The sequence below is a fragment of the Poriferisphaera sp. WC338 genome (assembly GCF_050931845.1).
In the GTDB taxonomy this organism is placed as follows: domain Bacteria; phylum Planctomycetota; class Phycisphaerae; order Phycisphaerales; family Phycisphaeraceae; genus Poriferisphaera.
Genome location: NZ_CP194516.1, coordinates 116,272 through 132,261, shown reverse-complemented (window position 1 = coordinate 132,261; position 15,990 = coordinate 116,272). Strand labels below are relative to the sequence as shown.

Below are 15,990 nucleotides of genomic sequence, written 5' to 3'. Positions count from 1 at the left end.
CCTCTACTAAGAATGAATATCGAAGAAACACTGTATGATCAGCCATCGTGGCAAACCCGTCTGTGATAACATCACCACAGGCAAAGTGCGAGACAATCGCGCTTGTACAGAATCTTTGGCAAGATCCATGCATACGGCGAACAGGGTTTGTACGAAGGCGTGATGGTAATTTTCAGCAGATATAAAACTATCGCATATGCGGCAGATAGCGAGGAAGATGTTCCGCCAGCAATTCAATCACATGTTCTGGTGAAGTAGCCCCATAGATACGATCATCCGGAATCTCTGAAAAACGCTGACGGTGATCAAGTGGCTGGTCGAGCAATTTATTGGACCAACCAATAGGGGCCGCTGATGGATTCGAGTTCACTGAAGAAAGTGCAATGACAAGGCGATTATAGATCCAAGCGAAACAAAGCTCACTGAGAGTCCCTGCCCCACCACCAATTGCTATAACCGCATGCGATTGGGCGACAATGCTGTTACGGAGATGCCCAAGTGAAGAAGCAATAGGTATATCTATCCACTGATTAGATGTATGTAGATCATTACCAGGAAGAATGCCGAGAGTTGAACCAGCTTGATAGTTCTTGGATTGATGTGCACCGCGCGGAGCAGCTTCCATAATGCCCGCAAGCCCACCGGTCACGATAAGATAATGGTGATCCATAAGCTGCTTACCAAGTGACATGGCCGTTTGATATGCAGGGTGATCCGAGGCAATATCACCATCACCAATCACCGCAATATGGAGGCGACGAGAAGATGGAGATAAAGAAGTCATAACGAACCTTTCTGCAAACGGATGATTATTGTGTTGCACTCATTGGATCTTATATGCAACTGACTTCAGAATAGGATGTTTGCAACAAAATAAAAACCCCGAACATGATTGTTCGGGGTATATCATCATGTATGGAAATTGACTACCGCGGCTACGCTGCCTGCTGACCTGAATCGGAGCAAACATGGCTCACCTTGAAGTGATTGATCAGCATCTGCAAGTATTCAGATTTTTCAGACAGTTGAGCCGCAGCTTGTGCAGCCTGCGAGGTACCTTCCGAAACCTGGCGGGTTGACAGCGAAATATTCTCGATGGACTGTGTCACCTCAGTACTCGCCGATGACTGTTCTTCTGCAGCCGCAGCAATAGACTGAATCATCGAAGCAACATCATTGGCACTTGAGACGATTTCCTGAAGTGACTGCCCAGCTTTGGTAGCCATTTCTGCGCCATGATCAACTTCAGAGGTGCCAGCATTCATGCGTTCAACAGCCTGCCGGGTATCATCTTGAATCTGTGTAATCGATTCAGCAATCTCATCAGTCGCACTGGTCGTACGGTCGGCGAGCTTACGAACTTCATCAGCGACAACGGCGAACCCACGGCCATGCTCGCCAGCACGTGCAGCCTCAATCGCGGCATTAAGTGCAAGCAAGTTGGTCTGATCCGCAATGTCATTAATCACGGAGATGATCTCGCCAATCTGTTCGCTACGTTTACCAAGTGCTTCGACAGAATCCGCGGATGTTCGAACAGATTCGTTGATGCTCTGAATCGAACCGACGGTTTGCTGAACAATCTCGCCACCATTATGTGCGATTTGTCCTGCTTCGCCAGCAGTCGTCGATGCATCAACGGACTTACGTGCAACTTCACCAATGGAAGCAGACATTTCTTCAACAGCAGCACTGATCTGCGTCACCTGTGAGGATTGCTCGTCCATGCTTCGTGCAACTTCTTCAGAGTTTGCCGCGATTTCAGTAGCAGCAGAAGCTACATCACTGGTCGCATCATTAACCTGCACAATAACATTTTCAAAGCTATCGACGAGCTTATTGAAATCTGTACCGAGCTTCGCAATTTCAGTGTGACCAACAATATCAACACGACAAGTCAGATCACCAGTTGAAACTTGCTGCATGGTATCGACCATCGCATCAATCGGTTTGCTGACGATCTTGCGAAGCACCCACGCGAGAACAACAATGGCAAGAATCACAATGGGAAGTGACACAAGAATGCCGATGTTGCGAGAAGAAGCAACCTGTGCATCCAGCGGATCCAAAGGCATGACCACATGATAAGCACCATGCATATCGCCAACGGTCCAGTTTTCCATGTCAAAGCCGACATAATCTTTACCGTCACCAGTCGGGCTGGTGCTAGGATGACCATGACACATCATGCAGTCCTGCGTAAGCTTAATAGCACGCATGAAGTGAAGCTTGTTAGTTTCTTTATCAATACGATGAATCGTATCGTTGGCGGGCACTTTGGCGAATTGTGTGCGCAGGTCATGGAGTAGATCGCCCTCGAAGGTACCGGGTATGACTTCGTTTTCACTGTTACGAGCATTAGTACTGGCAATGTGAAATTCAATATCCTCGGTTTCCGCAGCTTTTTCTGCGGCGGTCCAGCCGGAAACAACAGGGATGCCGTTGAACAATTTCGCAGTTTTATAGGAATCGCCACGTTTCACAACTTCTTGCATATCCGCCAAAAGTTTATCCATGTCGAACATACCGGTTTCGAGCATGACACTGGTATGGTTTTTGGCTTCGTCTGCGACAGCAGTAAAGCCGGCCGCCTTTTCGATTAACGCCTGCTCACTCTGTTCATGAAAATTGACATTAAAGACAATGAAATTGACTGTCACTACAGCTACAATAACAATCACCGTCATGATGATCATTCGTGGTCCAATCCCCAAAGATAACAAACGCTCTTTCATGCACATTCTCCTCTACAATAGTGTGCGGCACGTGTTCTGCTTTTGGCAAAAACTTCTTGCCATCCCGGAGCTACGATGTAATGTTTCAGAGAAAGAGCATTTCCAGCTAACCTGATTAGATTTTTATAAAACCCAAAATGGCTAAGGATTAATAAAAAATCTTTCCCTTACACAAAGAGATGAATCGGCGGCTGACAATCCGTACTTAAATAGGGCCAAATATTCAATCGATATACTATGATTACCTAATGTAAAGGCTGGTGTGGTTATGTCATTATCGGTCGATAGAACTTACTCTTCGATTAAAATTAGTCACACTCAAAGCCACTTAGCCCCTGCTCAAAGTAATACAACCACCACTATCCTCAGATGCTCCTGAGTAAAATAACCTGCTATGGATATACTCGCTGCTGACACCCCAGTCTACCTACTTATGGTCTACACCGTGCTGCTGATCATGATGGTGTTGATTGGATTCGGCGTGCTGGGTCTAATGATCAAAATGCAACGGTTTCCTATCCCAATTACCTTTCCGATTTTGTTATCTCTATATCTGCAACGCGTGCCGATTGATCTACTTGGTAAAGCCATCCGTATCCTCCAACATCACCAACAAGCAGTAGACCTATACCGCATGGTGAGGGTCTATCAATCGCATTGGGAAAAAATCAATTGCGCAGAAGATCTGGTCAACCTCATTGCTCCAGGATTGCTAGATAAGCAAGCACCGGGGAGTGAATAAGACACATACCGAGAACATCCACCTGGTTCGGATTAAACGATCATAGTATGTAGTAATTCGCAATCCTCGATTAGCGCGCATTAAAAAAACCTCTACCAAAGCAGAGGCTTTTTGTTCTTATGCTTTGTGATCGCTGTTTATGCAGTACGGCGACGACGTGCCACAACACCACCGAGGAGAAGCAAGCCAGCGGCTGCTGCAGTTGGAGTTGGTGTATGGAAAGTGCGGCTGACGAGTGACGCGGCCTTAGGCTGCCAGCTTGATGCGTGACGGATGTTGAAACCGATTTGCGTGTCAACAGTCATCGCAGTCAAGACATCAAGAATCGTCTTGCCATCTGCAAGTTCAAGCTGGAAAGTGAGTGATTCTTGGCGGTTAACCAATCCATCATAGGTCGTGTCAACAGCTTCGAGTAGGTAATCGGCATCAGCCATATCCGCATCTTTGATGGGATAGAGGCTTTCAAATGATGTATCAATTGGTGCCGCAGTATTAACAAAGTTTGAACCCGCAGACGAAACGATATTTGCTGCCGAAGAGCTAAACAGGTTACTGCTGCCATTCTCGATGAAGATTTGCTGAATACCAACGTTGTACTGCGAATTGTTGAGTACTTCAAAATTGATGTTATTACCAACTTGGCTCACAAACACCTTCACATCAATCTGGGTCGTCACAGCATCCGCATCTAGAGCGTAGATCGAGTTAATCCAGTAGGTTTCTGTTTCGATCGTGTAAACCTTAGCGGCTTGTGCGCTTGAGGTTGCGATCAGTAATGCAAGGACTGGGACGATACCAAATAAAGTTTTCATTTTCATGTTCCCCATTGCTCTCTTCACCCTCCAGTGAATTGAAACGATGTATAGTTATTAAGGATTACGGTAATCAAATTAAGCACTTACATTAGGTACACACATAACAAGACTGCACAACACAACGACTCGCGCGGCATCACCACAGTACAAATCTGGACCCTAATGTGAATGATCAATCGGTAATACAAGTTCCGATAAAGAGATGCCCCTTCCCTTGGGCACCGACACCAAACGTCCGATATAGAATACCACAAGTTTGTGAAATGTAAATCGGATTACTGTCAAAATCGTCATTATTTATACTTTGCTCATATAAGGAATTATCCAGACGTTAAAGTTTGCGTAGCTTATAAATACCTATAGGGTATACCCCTGTCTTGATGGCCGAATCTAGACACCGGCTCGTCCACTTTTGACTCAGAACGGATACACATCATCCCTAGACCAACCATTAAAAATAAATCCTAAGTGCTCCGCATCATCGCGATGCGAATACATTTTACCGATTCCATCAAGTCCACTACCACACGCATAGGCAAAGCAACAGATTAATGACACGCTTCTGTAATATTCTCCTTTGCTGGGCCCCTGACCCCAGTAGTCTCATGGGCTAAACCACCAATACACAATCTCCAGCTCCTGAGAAAAACACAAATATGCTCAAGCATCTTAAACCGCAGCACCTCCGACTGATCCTGCTGGACGAGGATCTTGCTTCGCTTAAACAAACAATTAACTCTAGTGATGTTGCGGTTGACTGGTTTACCCAAACCAAAGCCAAGACGGGCCGCCTCCTTGATCAACCCCCGCTGATATATGATCTCCCCAACGGCAAACGCCAACCACGCCAGCCCTGAGCACATCGACCGTCTCTACCACCTAGGCCTGCTCGGCGCAGATCTATCCCGAACGCTGGTAGGCCAAAATGGAATCGCTCTGCAGCTTCAAAGATTGGAACCCGAAGCATTTTCTCTGCACGGCAGACATGGTGCGTGGACTCGCCATCAAATATGACTGGCTCTACATACGATCTAACACATATTTAGGGTATTACGATTGTTTCGGTGGGTACCAGCCAGTACACCATCACAGCAATCACCACAGCAGCAATAATATTGAGCATAAAACCCTTGCGAGCCATGTCGCGGATATGGATGTGACCTGCACCGAAGATGACCGCGTTGGGTGGCGTAGCAACGGGAAGCATGAAAGCACATGAAGCTGAAAGCGCGGCTGGTGTCATGAGAATGAGCGGGTTCAAATGTAGTGCTTCGGAAGCTGCATAGGCAATAGGGAGGAAAAGAGTTGCGGTCGCAGTGTTGGATGTCACTTCGGTAAGGAAGGTCACACCGAGACAGATGATGAGGATGATAAGGAAAACAGGAAGCGATTCGAGAGAGGTGAGTTGCGAGCCGATGGCGGCGGTGAGACCGGTGGATTTGAATGCGGCGGCAATGGCAAGTCCACCACCAAAGAGCAACAAAATCCCCCACGGAATCGCGGCAGCAGATGGCCAGTCGAGTAGCTTTTCGCCTCGCTTTTCAGGGGACTGATCACCAGCGGGGATAATAAACATCATGATAACAGCGAGGATAGCGATAGACGCATCACCCACGGTGGTGATGCCGAGCGCTTTGGCCCAACCGATACCGGGGAGTACACGCGTGATCCAAAGTGTGGCAGTAATGGCAAGAATAATCATGACACGCTTCTGTGCAGCAGTCCACTTGCCTGTAGCGGGAAATTCGATCGGTTGGTCGAGCTTCGCACTAAGCGCAAGGTAGACCCATGTGATCGCAAGAAGGATCAGTGAAATGGGCAAGCCAACCATCATCCATTCATGGAAAGCAATCTCACTGCCGGTGGATTCCTGATAAATCGAAAGTAATACACCATTGGGTGGTGTACCAATGACGGTAGCCATGCCGCCGATGGAAGCCGAATATGCAATGGCGAGTAAGAGCGGAACAGCCAACTTTTTAGATTTATCCGCATCGATCACCGCGATAGCAACCGGGAGCATCATGACGGCAGTTGCGGTATTAGAAATCCACATGGAGCAGAAGGCGGTCGCAATCATGAAGCCGAGAATGATGCGCGGCGCAGTATGACCGCCGACGATAGCAAGAACAGTATGCGCAATTTTTTTATGTGTATCTGTTTTTTCAGCAGCTTTAGAAAGCATGAAACCCGCCATAAAGAGAAAAATGAAAGTGTTACCGTAGGCACCGGCGACAGTTTTGTGTGAAAGTACACCGAGAATAGGAAAGAGCGCAAAGGGAACAAGCGAAGTCACTGGAATTGGTACTGCTTCGGACACCCACCAAATGGCGCAAAGCACGGTAACAGCAAAGGTGATACAGGCAGGTCGTACGGCAGTAGCAAAAACTGCATAGGTATCATGTTCGCCGGCATAGCTTGGGCTGTAGAAGTGTTGCCGTGTGATGAAGATTGCGACTGCATAAGCGATGACCGCGAGAACCGGTCCAAGGATCAGCCAAAGGTTTTTGTGAGGGCTGGATGGCGGTGCAATATCAGGCATGGTTTTGCTAGAAGAATAAGTGGCGGTTGAAGCAGATGAAGAGGATTGGGACATCGCGCAGGCTCGCGGCAAGGATCAATAAATAACCAAGATGATCAATCTGCAAAAACAACACAGCAAATTCATCAGACGTTTTAACCTTCGCCACAGCAAGCCCAATCTTGCAGCGTTATAGAAATGCGTCACGCTGAGAGAAAGGATACCACCCCGGCAACGGGTTTGTCACGCTTTCCTCTGCCCTGAGCACAAATGACACATCAGAATTGATTCCCAGCGCATGAAAAAGCCCGCAGTATGCGGGCAAAGATTCACAACAAATAGAGCAGGATTAATCCTGCTGCCAATTTTTTGAGTTCGAGTAGAACTTGGCTTTCTCACGATCAAACGGCTGCGGCTTACGCATCAGCTCAATACATTGCTGCCAGGTGAGCCCGTCGTTTTGCCGTTCGATCTTATCCAGTTCCTCCATCATGCTTTCTTCGGTATGCCATTCAACATGATTGTCGTTGTAGACAATCGCGGTACCACGCATGTCGTAGACATTCGGGTCCATGAATCCGGCTACGCGCTGGGTATTCAGGGTTTCCATCAGATTGGGGACGAAGATGAAGTCGGTGTTGTCACGAGCCCATTGGCGGCGTTTTTCTTCCGACCAATCATAGTAGTCTGCCGGCTCTGACTTGGAACCGAACGGACTGAGCATGTAATCAATGGTGAAGTAGTCGCCTTCGGTGAGATCAGAAATATCGTTGGTGAAGCAGCTCCTGTTGGACTGGGCGTAGATAACCTGAGCTTGATGAAGGCCGCGGAGTTGCGTGTTGCATTGCATCTGTCGAGCTGTGCGGCGTGCGGCGCCAAGCGCAGGGAGCATGATGCCAACGGCGAGTGGACCTGTGGTGGTCATGCCGCCAGAAAGTGAACCATGCGGACTGAACAGCATCGCCCCAGGGAAGGGGGAGTGTGACTTCATGACGTAGCCATCACTATTAGCATAGGAAACATCTGCGGTATGGGTCATGAAGGGCATGAGCTTGCCGAGCGGCGGGATCACCATTGACAGGTTGGGTGCTTTGCCTTGACTAAACGTCGAGATCATCTGCGTCACCATAAGCATCTGCTGGTACATGACTGGTGCAGTCTCACCGAGGTTTGAATAATGAACCGCAGCATACTGATCCACACCAAGGATCTTGACGGTGTTCATGAAATGCGGATTGTCGAGGATGGATTCCTTACCGTTAGCAAGATGATCATTCGCGACAGCAAGCGATTGCGGGGTGAGGCCGAAGAGAAGATGATCATCTTTTACCGCGATTGCGGGTGAAAACATCATCAACGGCATGGTATAGATCTCGATCCCGCCGTATTCAATCTTCTGGATCTGTGGTATAAACCCACCGGGTTGCGACTTTCCTTGCATTTGCGCTCGCGCCGCAACAACAAGGTGATCGAGCGCAAGCTTCACATCGGCCGGTTCACGCAGTTTATTCACCAGACAAATACCCATACCGCCAGGACCTGCCACTGCAGGATCTGAATACATCACCCATGCATCACCGAGGCCATTGATGAGTTGATTCTCAATGTTCACGCCGGTCATAGCACTGACCATAGAAAGAGCTTGCTCAAATTTCGCCATGGATTCAGGATCGATCTCAAATATGGCGGTACGAGCCTGTGCGAGTATGTCCTTGAGATCAAGGCGGGTCGCGTAGAGATAATTAGCGGTTTTGGGTACTGCTTTGAGAACAGCTTCATCAACAGGTTTAGTGTCCAGCAGTGAAAGCAAACCTTTACGTGGCTGCGGTGCAGCGATCAGCAATGCTGATTCCCATTCTTTGCCTACGATGGCCCCGGTGTATGCCACACCTTCTAGATTATCCAAACCAAGTGCTGAAATCACACGTTTTGGCTGATCTCTTGGTTCAATGGCCCATAAGGATTCAAACATCTTCTCTGCGTTAACAAGCAAATGAATGATCGATTTGCCGGAGACTTCGCTTTTCGCTTTCAGCATCATCGCATTGGAAGCAATTGACTGATCCGTTTTATGCTTAACGACTTGATAGGTGCTATCTAATTCATCCGAGATAGTGAGGATGATCTCACCGTTTTCACGTTGCTCCTTCTTCATCAATGCGTCTTGATGATTGTTCTGCGTGAGAAGCCAATCCAATAGCTGATTCACTTCCTGCTCATGAACACCGGGTTTCCAGAAAAACACAGCGGTTGTCCCAGTAGGATGATCGGGCGTTGTGTCATGAACCACGGCAATGGCAAATGGCATCTGTGTTGAAAGTGAAACCAACTGACGAACCTTGCGGATCGCTTCTTGTTTTTCTTCGGTAAATTTGTCGCCTTCGGCTAGGTTAATCATGCCGACGACCTGATCGACCATTTGATCGACCTTGATCAGATCAAGAATCGCTTTGGTATTTGACTCAGTATAGGTTTGGCCAAGTTTTTCGGTCCCTTCCCAACCAAGATAGAAATAAGCATCACCTGGAACGTACTCGGCAAAAGGTTGTGCCGCTAGCCGCGCCGTCCACAGACTACACACCATCAAAAGACACATCGCTGAAAAATGAGCACACAGAGAAATACGTCGAATCATCTGTCTCAAACTCCGGAAAAGATGGTTATCAAAAAAACAAGACCACAGCGGCCACGAACACCCCCAAGACACCCAAAGATCCAGATTAGCATAACACAAAAACAGCTACCCGATACCTATTTAGACGGACACGATATAGCCGTATTTCATGTGGCAGACAACTAATTTAACCGTAACTAGACAAGACTGTCAGCAACCGAACAATAATCTTGTAAACACCATTTGAAAAAGAACCTGCAACAACACCTGCCACGTAGAACACCGCAAGAGGTTCAAAAAGTGCCGCCACAACCATCTATTTTTCATTAGCATGCGATCCACGTTAGGATGAATGGCGAGTCGTCATGAATGAACACGAACCAAAATCTGAACAACCAAACAAAACCAAGGCAAAACTGCGCAGTGTGCTACTACCAGCCGAACACGGCGTATGGGCGTCACTGATCGAAGTGATTACGATGGGATTGATCGTTGGTGCAAGCTGGCAATCAGCTTATGTCGGACTCATGGCCATACTGATGGGGTTATGCTTGCAGCCATTCAAGCTGGTGGTACGTGGCGCTCCAAACAAGTACCAAGTTCCACGGATCAAAATTGCCCAAAAAGCACTCACACTGCTCGCGCCACTAACGGTAGGAATCATCTTACTCGGCAGCTTTTCTTCCTGGATGCAACCGAGTTTTATCTTACCACTGATGATCGCTGTGCCATTGGTGATTGTACAGTGGTACTACGATGCAATCGGCAAACCGCGCGCCTTACCGGGTGTTTTTAGTGGGATGCTTGCCATTGCAACGATTGCTCCAGCCATGCTGCTGGCTACGCGTACCGAGTACCGGTTTGCAATCGCCATTTATCTTGTACTCGCAGCCAGACAACTCTCGTCGATCATGTACACGCGATATGTCATCCGCACTATGAAAAAACTCCCCGCAACAATATGGGGCGTGATCGGGATGCACAAAGGGTGCGCACTACTGATTGTGCTTATCTACGTGGTGTTTCCAGAAATCGGCAGCCTCATTTGGATTCTTGTCGGATCATATCTTTTACTATGTATCCGTGCAGCAATCGTCATCCGCCTGATCCATCAAGGCCAAACATTTAAAGCAAAGCAAATCGGAATGAGTGAACTTCTGATCGGATTGATCTACATCATCTTAACCGGCAGTGTGCTGGCTTCAGTAACGTTTTAATTGATCGTGATAGACAAGTTACGAGAAAAGTCAATCATGTCCGCATTCATTAGTGCGGCAATGTGTGTGCCCCCAACAACTGTGTGACTTGGCTGCATCAGGATCCGCTAGATAGGTGTTCACCACTTCTTCAACATCATCAACATCAATCCCTTGCACCACACGGACACCACGCTGCTCAACAGCATTTTTCGCGGGCATACCAATACCACCCACAAGCATGACATCGATATTAAGCTCATCGACCCATGCAGCCAGCGCGTGACAAGCTTCAACATCCCGTGTGATTTCATCCCTGCCACAAATGGTTTGTGTTACTTCATTGATGTGGTAAATAATGAACTGATCTGATTTTCCGAAATGACGTGAGAATTTCTGCCGCATGACCGGTACTGCAATACGCATAGTGCTACTCCTCAAGACTTTCCCTATTGTGCGATGTTTGCAGATGCTTTTCAAATAAGTTGCGGCATAAAGGTGATTGAATTTTTCCTGATGACACCAGCGCATTCTGATTTTGGCACAGCATGTCATTTCAGCTTAAAAAGTCTTACTAATAAAAAAGCCTCGCATGTCGCGAGGCAACTTAAAATTCTAGAACTATTTACAGGCTAATAGTTTGAGGCATTGAAGTTTTCAACTGGGCCTTTGGTGTGGGTCAGACGCTTATCGACGGGGAAGAGGATATCTGCCAACCGTTCGGTGAAGCGATCGCCTCGGCGACGATAGTCTTCATAGTGCTCTTCGATGCCAGCGCGAACATCGTTCATATCGACACCCGATTGGCTGATCCAGCTTGCGAACTGCTCGAGGATGGCTTCAAGTTCTTTCTTAGACCATTCGAAGTGGTATTGAATGCCGACGGTGCGGAGACCGACGCTAAATGCTTGGTGTTTACAGGCTGCTGAACCCGCGTAACAAACGGACTTAGGCGGAAGTTCAGTGATCTGATAGCCATGGGTATGGAACTGCTGCATGGTCCAGGGCATCCCAGCCATGATGGTATCCATGCGACCTTGTGGCGTAAGCTCAACCGGACCAAAGCCAATCTCAGGCGCATCCATTTTTTCGACTTTGCCCCCAAGCGCGACAGCGATGAGCTGCGCACCGAGGCAGACGCCGAGGATCGGCAGGTTGCGCTCGTGCATTTTCTTGATGAGCGCCATCTCACACTCGAGATAGGGGTATTGTTCAAGCTGATCCATATTTTGCGGGCCGCCCATGATGACCAAACCGTCAACGCCATCAAGATCTGGTGGCAACTGATCATCTGCATACAACCGCACGATGTGGAGCTTATTTGAATAGTCACCGAGGTAGTGCCCGATCCGCGCCGGCGTCTCGGCTGGATGGTGCTGCAAAACCAGAATTGCCATGATGATGTCCTTTTGAGCGATAGACACAGGTCCAGATGCTGCAAAATACGAGCACCTTGCTAGTTCATAAATCATGATAGCAAAAGTACGAAACATGGTCTGATCGCACCTTACTCCTCTTCGAATTCATATACAAACAATCACTGATTCACGCGCGATCATCGTTCACAACACGCATCTTCGGACGTTCATAAAGATTGTCCTGCACGGCGGATAAAAACATCTTCACTTATAGGACATTTTCGCATAAAGCTCACAGCAAGGCTGATCTTATGTACACATAGATACCGATACTTAGGTTTACCCTTCGTGATTTTTACTTACTTTCTTTGGTCCCCCCGGGAGCTGATCAGCCATGCCCACATCAACGAAAACAACCACCCGCACCATCACCTACACAACGGCAGCACTGCTTAGTGCGTTCGCCCTTGTGAACCATGCCTCCGCAGCAACCGTCACTTGGACCGGCTCCGGCGGTACCGACAAGAACTGGAGCACCAACGCCAACTGGGACACCAACGCACCGGTCGATACCGTTGACGATGTGGTTCTCCCATTCCTTGCGACATCCACCAGCAACCATCAGAACATTGTCGACAGCAACTTGAGCATCACCGGCCTAACACTCAACGCGGCTGGCGATCCAAATGATGTTGTCGAAATGGACATCAATTCAGGCATCACACTCACCACCACCGACCTCACACTCAGCAGCGCCAACACGTTTGATATTAACACCAACAGCGGCACAGGTGACATGGTCATCAGCGGCACCATCAGCAACGGTGGCCTCATCCGCGTGAATGGCGGTTCCGTCAGCGTCACCAACACCGGCGAAAACCTGGGCGACGTTGAAATGACTGGCGGCTCACTTGGGATCGATGCTGCAGATCTCACCATCGCCGACCTGACCGGCAGCGGCGGCGACATCGCCATCGGCACCGGCAACAACTTAAACGTCAGCCCAACCACCGCTTCCACAACCTACAGCGGCACCATCTCCGGTGCTGGCACACTCACCAAGCAGGGCGCCAACACACTCGTGCTCGCAGGCAACAATACCCACACCGGCGACACCATCCTTGAAGCTGGCCAACTCACCATTGGCAGCACCAATGCCCTCGGTACTGGCAAATTAGTCGCGGAGGATGGCACATCGCTTGCCTCCAATGGCAACCAAACCATCGCCAATGATATCGAGATTGATGATTCCGTTGCGAGCACATTGACCTTCGACGGCACCGGCAATCTTACGACCAACGGCACACTCACTATCGGTGCCACCAACGGCAGCACGATTGATGTTAACAGCACCGGCCAACTGATCGCGGCAGGCACCACCGCCGGCGGCGATCTAATTAAGGAAGGCACTGGCACCATCCGTTTTGGCGGCACAATCGGGCATAACAGCACCACGATCAACGATGGCAAAGCCATTTTCGACACCGACACGACGGGAAAGACCATTTCGACAGGTGGTAGCGGTCAAGCACTTTTCACTTCCAACGCCAATCGTGTCGGCACCATCGGCCTCGACGCCAACACCGGCCTTGCTTCTGCTGGCGGCACCGACGACACCGAGATCACCAACGATCTCAACATCTCTGCCGATACCACCATCCAGTCCGACCGCGCCATGACGCTCAGCGGTGATGTCGATTTTAACGACGCAAACATCACCATTGATATGGCAGGTGCACAAGCTACGACCTTTACCGGTGCGTTCTCCAATACCACCGGAAAGCTCACCACCACAGGCACAGGCAAACTGGTCCTAAATAGTGCCACTCAGTACACAGGTGATGTTGAAACCGCGGGCAGCTTGGACATCATGAACGCAGGCATTGGCGGCGACGTCACCATTGGCGCCAACGCAACGCTCGGCCTCCTGTCCGATACCGCCATCGCTTCCACCGCAACACTCACCGCACGTGAAAATGTCACTGTTACATTGGACGCAGATCGCACCTTAGCCGCAGGCACAACTGTTGCTCTTGAAAATGCAGGCAACTTCGACATTATTGGCGGTAACACACTGACGATCGAAGGCAATGTTACCACCGATACAACAGGTAAAACTATCCGTGTCGATACTGCCACCAATGCAACATTTAATGGCACCATGAATGCAACCGGTGAACTTGGCTTGCAGTCTTTCGGTTCAGCGGGTTTGGAATTCACCAACACCATCACAGCGACTGACCTGAAAGTCAATGCCGCAGGTACCGGGACCGTTACACTCAACGGCACGGTGAACAGCGCCGTCGAACTACTCGGCGGGACGCTCATGGGCGATGGCGCTATCAACGGCAACGTCGTCATCACTGGCGGCACACACAACGTCGGCAATAGCGTCGGCACACTCAATGTCACTGGCGACTATACACTCGCAGCTGGCGGTACGTTCGAAGCTGAAATCAATACGCTCGACGGTACCAATGACAACGTTGATGCTACAGGCACAATCACCCTGGCCAATAACTCATCGATCGATGTCGTGCCCATCAATGCCGGCCTCATCGCCGATGGTGACACATTCACTCTCTTCACCGCTGGCACCTTCATCGACAATGGCGCAAATGTCACCACCTCCAGTGCCTTTTACACCTTTGCGGGTGCAAAACACAGCACACTGGAACAATATGACATCACCGCAACCGTCATCGCCAGTTTCACCGACGTCTCCACCGGCTCGAACAACAACTCAGTCTCCTCCGCACTCGAAGACATGCAAGGCAGCAGCCCCACCACAGACCAAACCGCTCTGCTCGGTCAGTTGCTTGCGATGAACACCGCAGACTACAACAAGAACGTCCGCAAGCTCTCGGTCGAATCACATAGCCAAGGCGCTTCGCAGTCCGTCTCACAAAACCGCACTAACTTCAACCAAGTCGCTGGCCGACTCAGCGGCGTCCGCGGCGGCACCACCTTCGTGCAACGCGGTGCGGATGAGCTTCAGTTCGCAGCCATGGCAGACAACCCAGATCTGCTGATGCTCTCCACCAACGCTCGCCCACTTGAAAAAGTGAAACCCGATTGGTCCGCTTGGGGCAAAATCTTTGCCCAGTACACCAAGCAGGACACCGAAGCTGACATCCTTGGCTTCCAAGGTGAGACCGGCGGCATCGTCCTCGGCATCGACCGTAACTTCACCAAGAACTGTATCGGCGGCATCATGGCTGGCTACGCATTCAGCGATGTCGACTACAGCGACAACCGCGGCAACGCCAAGATCAACAGCTTCCGCGTCGGACCATACGGTTCGTACTACTCCGAAGATGGCTGGTACGTTGATGCCTCACTGCTCTTTGGCTACAACGATAACAACACCGAACGCAACGTCATCATCGGCACCGTCAGCGAAACCAACGAAGCAGACTACAACGCATGGGACGTTTCGATGTACACCGGTGCTGGCTACGACTACGAGTTCGGCGGCATCACCATCACCCCCAACGCATGGCTCCAGTACTCTTACTACAGCCAGGAAGAATTCACCGAAACCGGCGGCGCATCCGCAACTACCGTCGAATCCTACAGCACTTCATCGCTGCGTTCGATGATCGGTATGAAGTTCTCCAAGGTCTTCGACCACAACACCGTCCGTTACATGCCGGAAGTCAACATCGGTTGGGGCCACGAATGGCTCGATCCAGATGATATCGAGGCACGCTTCGTCGGCGAAATCAATCCGTTCTCCTTCACGCCAGGCATGTTCAACGAGAACTCACTGCTCATCTCCGCTGGTTTGTCAGCTTTGATTGATGAACGTACTTCCATGTTCTTCAAGTACGACGGCGACATCTCCAACACCGGCGAAGCACACGCTGCTTCCTTCGGCATGCGTTGGAACTTCTAAGCTAATTTCGACAAGTATCAATCTGTAAATCTGTACCACGGCAGGCTCCCCGACGAGCCTGCCTTTTTTATACCCCTGGCATGATGATCTTATTGCAACGACAGTCATGTG

The 15,990-nt window shown here is 49.6% G+C and carries 11 protein-coding genes; 4 read left to right on the top strand and 7 right to left on the bottom strand.

The window, feature by feature from the left end; all coding sequences use genetic code 11:
- Positions 1–187: 187 nt before the first annotated feature.
- A complete protein-coding gene (locus ACQ6WK_RS00545; protein WP_432798789.1) occupies positions 188–784 on the bottom strand; it encodes an acyl-CoA synthetase in 597 nt (198 codons plus the stop codon).
- Between the two features lie 151 nt (positions 785–935).
- Positions 936–2,735 (bottom strand): methyl-accepting chemotaxis protein, encoded by a 1,800-nt coding sequence (locus ACQ6WK_RS00540; protein WP_432798788.1) that lies wholly within the window; start codon positions 2,733–2,735, stop codon positions 936–938.
- Between the two features lie 394 nt (positions 2,736–3,129).
- On the opposite strand from ACQ6WK_RS00540, the gene ACQ6WK_RS00535 reads away from it, so the two are divergent.
- Positions 3,130–3,477 (top strand): hypothetical protein, encoded by a 348-nt coding sequence (locus tag ACQ6WK_RS00535; RefSeq protein WP_432798787.1) that lies wholly within the window; start codon positions 3,130–3,132, stop codon positions 3,475–3,477.
- 137 nt (positions 3,478–3,614) lie between these two features.
- On the opposite strand, the gene ACQ6WK_RS00530 is transcribed toward ACQ6WK_RS00535, so the two are convergent.
- Positions 3,615–4,289 (bottom strand): hypothetical protein, encoded by a 675-nt coding sequence (locus ACQ6WK_RS00530; RefSeq protein WP_432798786.1) that lies wholly within the window; start codon positions 4,287–4,289, stop codon positions 3,615–3,617.
- A gap of 659 nt (positions 4,290–4,948) precedes the next feature.
- Between ACQ6WK_RS00530 and ACQ6WK_RS00525 the strand changes: the two genes are divergently transcribed.
- Complete coding sequence (locus ACQ6WK_RS00525; RefSeq protein WP_432798785.1) at positions 4,949–5,149, top strand: hypothetical protein; 201 nt, start codon at positions 4,949–4,951, stop codon at positions 5,147–5,149.
- Positions 5,150–5,334: 185 nt separating this feature from the next.
- On the opposite strand, the gene ACQ6WK_RS00520 is transcribed toward ACQ6WK_RS00525, so the two are convergent.
- Both ACQ6WK_RS00520 and ACQ6WK_RS00515 read right to left on the bottom strand, forming a co-directional pair.
- A complete protein-coding gene (locus ACQ6WK_RS00520; RefSeq protein WP_432798784.1) occupies positions 5,335–6,888 on the bottom strand; it encodes an SLC13 family permease in 1,554 nt (517 codons plus the stop codon).
- 274 nt (positions 6,889–7,162) lie between these two features.
- Positions 7,163–9,397 carry a hypothetical protein gene (locus ACQ6WK_RS00515; RefSeq protein WP_432798783.1) on the bottom strand — a complete coding sequence of 745 codons (2,235 nt, stop codon included), beginning with the start codon at positions 9,395–9,397 and terminating at the stop codon, positions 7,163–7,165.
- A gap of 395 nt (positions 9,398–9,792) precedes the next feature.
- Between ACQ6WK_RS00515 and ACQ6WK_RS00510 the strand changes: the two genes are divergently transcribed.
- Positions 9,793–10,644 (top strand): YwiC-like family protein, encoded by an 852-nt coding sequence (locus ACQ6WK_RS00510; protein WP_432798782.1) that lies wholly within the window; start codon positions 9,793–9,795, stop codon positions 10,642–10,644.
- Between the two features lie 30 nt (positions 10,645–10,674).
- Here the strand turns inward: ACQ6WK_RS00510 and ACQ6WK_RS00505 are convergent, their stop codons facing one another.
- A complete protein-coding gene (locus tag ACQ6WK_RS00505) occupies positions 10,675–11,049 on the bottom strand; it encodes a NifB/NifX family molybdenum-iron cluster-binding protein (RefSeq protein ID WP_432798781.1) in 375 nt (124 codons plus the stop codon).
- A gap of 206 nt (positions 11,050–11,255) precedes the next feature.
- Positions 11,256–12,020, bottom strand: coding sequence for a type 1 glutamine amidotransferase (locus ACQ6WK_RS00500; RefSeq protein WP_432798780.1), 765 nt, complete (start codon positions 12,018–12,020; stop codon positions 11,256–11,258).
- Positions 12,021–12,375: 355 nt separating this feature from the next.
- On the opposite strand from ACQ6WK_RS00500, the gene ACQ6WK_RS00495 reads away from it, so the two are divergent.
- Complete coding sequence (locus ACQ6WK_RS00495; RefSeq protein ID WP_432798779.1) at positions 12,376–15,879, top strand: autotransporter domain-containing protein; 3,504 nt, start codon at positions 12,376–12,378, stop codon at positions 15,877–15,879.
- Positions 15,880–15,990: the final 111 nt, after the last annotated feature.

Coding starts and splice junctions, on each gene's coding strand:
- ACQ6WK_RS00545 (WP_432798789.1), bottom strand. CDS start 784: ATGACTTCTTTATCTCCATCTTCTCGTCGCCTCCATATTGCGGTGATT.
- ACQ6WK_RS00540 (WP_432798788.1), bottom strand. CDS start 2,735: ATGAAAGAGCGTTTGTTATCTTTGGGGATTGGACCACGAATGATCATC.
- ACQ6WK_RS00535 (WP_432798787.1), top strand. CDS start 3,130: ATGGATATACTCGCTGCTGACACCCCAGTCTACCTACTTATGGTCTAC.
- ACQ6WK_RS00530 (WP_432798786.1), bottom strand. CDS start 4,289: ATGAAAACTTTATTTGGTATCGTCCCAGTCCTTGCATTACTGATCGCA.
- ACQ6WK_RS00525 (WP_432798785.1), top strand. CDS start 4,949: ATGCTCAAGCATCTTAAACCGCAGCACCTCCGACTGATCCTGCTGGAC.
- ACQ6WK_RS00520 (WP_432798784.1), bottom strand. CDS start 6,888: ATGTCCCAATCCTCTTCATCTGCTTCAACCGCCACTTATTCTTCTAGC.
- ACQ6WK_RS00515 (WP_432798783.1), bottom strand. CDS start 9,397: ATGGTGTGTAGTCTGTGGACGGCGCGGCTAGCGGCACAACCTTTTGCC.
- ACQ6WK_RS00510 (WP_432798782.1), top strand. CDS start 9,793: ATGAATGAACACGAACCAAAATCTGAACAACCAAACAAAACCAAGGCA.
- ACQ6WK_RS00505 (WP_432798781.1), bottom strand. CDS start 11,049: ATGCGTATTGCAGTACCGGTCATGCGGCAGAAATTCTCACGTCATTTC.
- ACQ6WK_RS00500 (WP_432798780.1), bottom strand. CDS start 12,020: ATGGCAATTCTGGTTTTGCAGCACCATCCAGCCGAGACGCCGGCGCGG.
- ACQ6WK_RS00495 (WP_432798779.1), top strand. CDS start 12,376: ATGCCCACATCAACGAAAACAACCACCCGCACCATCACCTACACAACG.